Raw genomic sequence first — 4,506 nt, 5'->3', positions numbered from 1 at the left:
AGGGTGGTTTTACCGTGGTCAACGTGACCGATGGTGCCCACGTTTACGTGCAGTTTGTTACGTTGAAATTGCTCTTTAGCCATCGCTTGTCCCTCTAAGACACGGATATATCAAAGATATCATCACATCAACCAGGCTGTGCCTGAATGCAGGATTTACAGAGAGAGAATCAGGGAGGAGATAAAGGAAGTGGTGCTGATACCCAGAGTCGAACTGGGGACCTCACCCTTACCAAGGGTGCGCTCTACCAACTGAGCCATATCAGCACATCTGGAGCGGGCAGCGGGAATCGAACCCGCATCATCAGCTTGGAAGGCTGAGGTAATAGCCATTATACGATGCCCGCATCCTGGAACTCGGCTACCTGTTCTTTCTGTAGCTTGTGAATAATAAGAGATGTTCCCCTACTATTCGAAGTCTGCCAGCGTTGCTGACCGACTTTAACTGTGCCGAAGCGCAGTTTGAATTTAGGGTGAGAGAAGTGACTCACCGACAGACAAACAGGCTGTTTATCTGCTCCCAACCGAGAGGGTTGAGATGGTGGTGGGAGAAGGATTCGAACCTTCGAAGTCTGTGACGGCAGATTTACAGTCTGCTCCCTTTGGCCGCTCGGGAATCCCACCTACTTGATGGTGCCGGCTACCGGAATCGAACTGGTGACCTACTGATTACAAGTCAGTTGCTCTACCAACTGAGCTAAGCCGGCATCAAGTGACGCGCATTCTAGGAAGGTCGGGGACAGGATGCAACAAAAAAATCGCTGAAATTACTCTATCGCTTACTATTTGTGCAAATCCTCGCATTTTAGCGTTTTTGCGGAGAAAAATTAGGCGGTTCCGGCCGTTTTTAGCCAGCAGCGGCATGATTTTTATTGCGTCGGCTTCACTCATCCAATATCTGAAGCGCTGTCTTTTTGCTCACTTAGCCTTGCCGAAAAGTAAAAATTTCTCTCAGGTGCGCATCTGCAACGCTGACAATAAGAAACGTCAGGCGCAAATCGCCATGTCAGCGCGACAGATAATCATACCGCTTGCTTCGCCTGCGGCCGTGCTTATGCGCAGCCGCTTGCGAAAGCGTGCGCGGATTTATCATTTTTCTTCTTTTTATTGTCACACTGATGTTAACCTCCAGCCCATTGTTCTCAGTAAAGACTTTGTGACATGCAGCTATAGATTTCATATCGCTACGGGTTTTTTATCTGCGTGCTATGAATAAGCCTGAATCTGCAGTCAGACGCATACTTATGAATAAAAAGAATTCACCTCTGACCACGCCCTATCTGGAGTTCACGCGTAAGCAGTGGGCCGCCCTGCGTAATTCTGTGCCGATGACCTTAACTGAAGAGGAGATCGCGCAGCTAAAAGGTATTAATGAGGATTTGTCTCTGGAGGAAGTAGCAGAGATCTACCTTCCCCTGTCGCGCCTGCTTAACTTCTATATCAGCTCCAACTTGCGCCGTCAGGCCGTGCTTGAGCAGTTCCTTGGAACTGACGGGCAAAAAATCCCCTATATCATCAGCATTGCCGGCAGCGTGGCCGTAGGTAAAAGTACCACCGCGCGCGTCCTGCAGGCCCTGCTGAGCCGCTGGCCGGAACATCGCAAAGTAGAGCTCATCACTACGGATGGCTTCCTGCATCCTAACGCGGTGCTGAAAGAGCGCGGCCTGATGAAGAAGAAAGGCTTTCCTCAGTCCTATGATATGCATCGGCTGGTTAACTTTGTTTCGGCGCTGAAATCAGGCGCCAGCCAGGTGACGGCGCCGGTCTATTCCCACCTGGTTTACGATGTCATACCGGATGGCGACAAAGTCGTGCATCAGCCAGATATATTAATCCTTGAGGGATTGAATGTTTTGCAGAGCGGGATGGATTATCCTCATGATCCCCACCACGTCTTTGTTTCTGACTTTGTCGATTTTTCTATCTACGTGGATGCGCCTGAAGACTTGCTGCAGCGCTGGTATATCAATCGTTTTTTGAAATTCCGTCAGGGCGCCTTTACCGATCCCGACTCTTACTTCCACCATTATGCGCAGCTCTCCGAAGAGGAGGCCGTACAAATTGCCACGGGGCTGTGGAAAGAGATCAACTGGCTGAATTTGAAAGAAAATATACTGCCTACGCGTGAGAGAGCGAGCCTGATTATGACCAAGAGCGGCAATCATGCGGTCGACCGGGTAAGACTGAGAAAATAAGTATTAAAAAAGCCTGCATCGCGCAGGCTTTTTATTTACTGCGGACGAAGGGATATTTCCCCGCCTACCCAGGATTTTACTTCGCCATCCTGCTCAAGCAGTAATCCACCCTGTTTATCTATTCCACGCGCGATACCGTGAATTTCACGTTCGCCGATCAATAGCTTGACCGGTCGGTTAAAAAAGTTATCCAGAGCCTTCCAGCGTTCGGTAAAAGGCGCTAACCCGTCACGTTCAAATATCGGCAGCGCCTCGCGCAGACTGTTTATCAGCTTTGCGGCAAGGTCGTTTCGATTAATCGCGATCCCCGCTTCCTGCAGGTTAATCCAGCCCTGATTAATCTGCGTCGCGTCCGCGCCGCGCATCGCCAGATTGATGCCCGCGCCCATAACAATTTGCGCCGCATCGCCCGTTTTCCCCGTCAGTTCAACCAGGATGCCCGCCAGTTTGCGGTCCTGCAGATAGAGATCGTTAGGCCACTTCACGCGTACGTCCTGCGCGCCCAGCTGCTGCAGCGTCTCCGCTATCACGATGCCAATAACCAGGCTCAACCCCATCGCAGCCGCTGGCCCTTGTTCCAGACGCCAGTACATCGACAGATAAAGATTGGCGCCAAAAGGCGAGAACCATTGTCTTCCCCGCCGTCCGCGCCCAGCCTGCTGATATTCAGCAATACAGGCATCACCTGATTGCAGCTCATTCATCCGCTCGAGCAAATACTGGTTCGTTGAATCGATAACGGGAATGATGGCCAGATTAGGTTGATGAAGCTGTGCGAGTATCGCCTCTTCATTCAACAGCTGCATCGGTGCCGGCAGGCTATAACCTTTACCCGTTACCGTATAAATATCCAGCCCCCAGGTTTTAAGCGTCTGAATATGCTTGTTGATCGCAGCACGGCTCATCCCCAGTGATTCGCCGAGCTGTTCACCGGAATGAAACTCTCCGTCTGAAAGTATCTCAACTAGCTTTAACGGGATGCTATGGTCTTTCATATAATTGCCTCTACAGCATTGCACTCGCCCTGTGCCCCGATAAATCGAACTTCGGGCTCAAGCCATACATCAAATTTTTGTCCGACGCGTTCACGTACGGTTTTCGCCAGGGCGACAATGTCCTGCGAGGTGGCGTGTTCGGCATTGATGAGCACCAGCGCCTGCTGCTGATGCACTGCCGCGCCGCCGATGCGAAATCCTTTCAGCTGGCATTGATCGATCAGCCAGCCCGCCGCCAGTTTTACTTCGCCGTTCCCCTGTGGGTAACAGGGCATATCGGGACAGGCAAGCTTCAGCTTTTCTGCGCGTTCGAGGCTTATCAGCGGGTTTTTGAAGAAGCTGCCGACATTACCCGTCACGCGTGGATCGGGCAGTTTACTCTGCCGCATATGGCAAACGGCGTGGAAGACTTCCCAGGAGGTAACCGTAGCGGGATTGAGGCGCGTTAAATCGCCGTAGGTGAGCACCGGCTGCCAGCGTTTATTCAGGCTGAGCCCTACCGCGACAATGGCATATCCCTGCTGATATTGATGCTTAAAGATGCTGTCGCGGTAACCGAAAGCGCACGCTTCGCGATGCAGCCGCTGTGTCGCCCCCGTATCGAGGTTAAGTACGTCGACATACTCGCAGACATCCCTGAACTCAACGCCATAGGCACCAATATTTTGTATCGGTGCCGAACCCGCCATACCGGGAATAAGCGCAAGATTTTCGAGCCCGGGGATCCCTTTCTTCAGGGTCGCCTCAACAAGCGCATGCCAGTTTTCACCGGCGCCGATATGCAGCTTCCAGGCGTCGTCCTGCTCCTGAATATCGATGCCTTTAATCCGGTTAAGGACAACGGTACCAGCAAAATCTTCCAGGAAAAGCACATTGCTGCCTTCGCCCAGCAGAATAAAGGGTTCATTCTTCATTCTGGCGTTTCGCCAGGCGCTGAGGATCATTTCTGGCGTCTCAGCGAGAATACGATCGCGTGCGCGGATCGCAAGACCAAGGGTATTGTCAGCTTGCAAAGAAGGATACTGGTGGGACATTGTGCGGCCTTAACTAAGTTATCTGCGCATAGTTTACCGCATCAGTTCAGGCTTGTAGGGAAGTTTTGATGGTGTCGCGCAGGGAAATGCCTTTACCGCCGATCGACAGACGTAAAAAAGCCCCCTGCGTCAGCAGGGGGCTTTTCTGTATGGATGCCTGGCAGTTCCCTACTCTCGCATGGGGAGACCCCACACTACCATCGGCGCTACGGCGTTTCACTTCTGAGTTCGGCATGGGGTCAGGTGGGACCGCCGCGCTAAGGCCGCCAGGCAAATTCTGTCT

General features: G+C 52.1%; 5 protein-coding genes, 4 tRNA genes and 1 rRNA gene. 2 read left to right on the top strand and 8 right to left on the bottom strand.

Annotated elements, in window-relative coordinates:
- The 5 genes from EKL29_RS23510 to EKL29_RS22865 all read right to left on the bottom strand — a co-directional run.
- A partial coding sequence (locus EKL29_RS23510; RefSeq protein WP_332459973.1) for a GTP-binding protein occupies nt 1-83 on the bottom strand: 83 nt, incomplete at its 3' end.
- Nucleotides 84-190: 107 nt separating this feature from the next.
- Nucleotides 191-266, bottom strand: a tRNA-Thr gene (locus tag EKL29_RS22880).
- Nucleotides 267-271: 5 nt separating this feature from the next.
- A tRNA-Gly gene (locus EKL29_RS22875) sits at nt 272-346 on the bottom strand.
- Nucleotides 347-538: 192 nt separating this feature from the next.
- A tRNA-Tyr gene (locus EKL29_RS22870) sits at nt 539-623 on the bottom strand.
- Nucleotides 624-630: 7 nt separating this feature from the next.
- A tRNA-Thr gene (locus EKL29_RS22865) sits at nt 631-706 on the bottom strand.
- Nucleotides 707-861: 155 nt separating this feature from the next.
- On the opposite strand from EKL29_RS22865, the gene EKL29_RS22860 reads away from it, so the two are divergent.
- Both EKL29_RS22860 and coaA read left to right on the top strand, forming a co-directional pair.
- On the top strand, nt 862-1,215 hold the full coding sequence (locus EKL29_RS22860; RefSeq protein WP_126690837.1) for a hypothetical protein: 354 nt from the start codon (nt 862-864) through the stop codon (nt 1,213-1,215).
- Between the two features lie 28 nt (nt 1,216-1,243).
- A complete protein-coding gene (gene coaA / locus EKL29_RS22855; RefSeq protein ID WP_120458507.1) occupies nt 1,244-2,194 on the top strand; it encodes a type I pantothenate kinase in 951 nt (316 codons plus the stop codon).
- Nucleotides 2,195-2,229: 35 nt separating this feature from the next.
- Here coaA and birA read toward each other — a convergent pair whose 3' ends face one another.
- The 3 genes from birA to rrf all read right to left on the bottom strand — a co-directional run bounded on the left by birA (nt 2,230) and on the right by rrf (nt 4,494).
- A complete protein-coding gene (birA, locus tag EKL29_RS22850) occupies nt 2,230-3,189 on the bottom strand; it encodes a bifunctional biotin--[acetyl-CoA-carboxylase] ligase/biotin operon repressor BirA (protein ID WP_126690836.1) in 960 nt (319 codons plus the stop codon).
- Nucleotides 3,186-4,223: a UDP-N-acetylmuramate dehydrogenase gene (gene murB, locus EKL29_RS22845; RefSeq protein WP_126690835.1), complete on the bottom strand. Its 1,038-nt coding sequence runs from the start codon at nt 4,221-4,223 to the stop codon at nt 3,186-3,188. Before murB ends, birA begins: the two co-directional genes overlap by 4 nt.
- Before the next feature lie 155 nt (nt 4,224-4,378).
- Nucleotides 4,379-4,494 (bottom strand): 5S ribosomal RNA (rrf, locus tag EKL29_RS22840).
- Between the last annotated feature and the right edge of the window lie 12 nt (nt 4,495-4,506).

The sequence above is a fragment of the Pantoea sp. YU22 genome, assembly GCF_003970755.1.
Classification (GTDB): Bacteria; Pseudomonadota; Gammaproteobacteria; order Enterobacterales; family Enterobacteriaceae; genus Pantoea; species Pantoea piersonii.
This window is presented reverse-complemented; position numbering and strand designations above follow the sequence as displayed.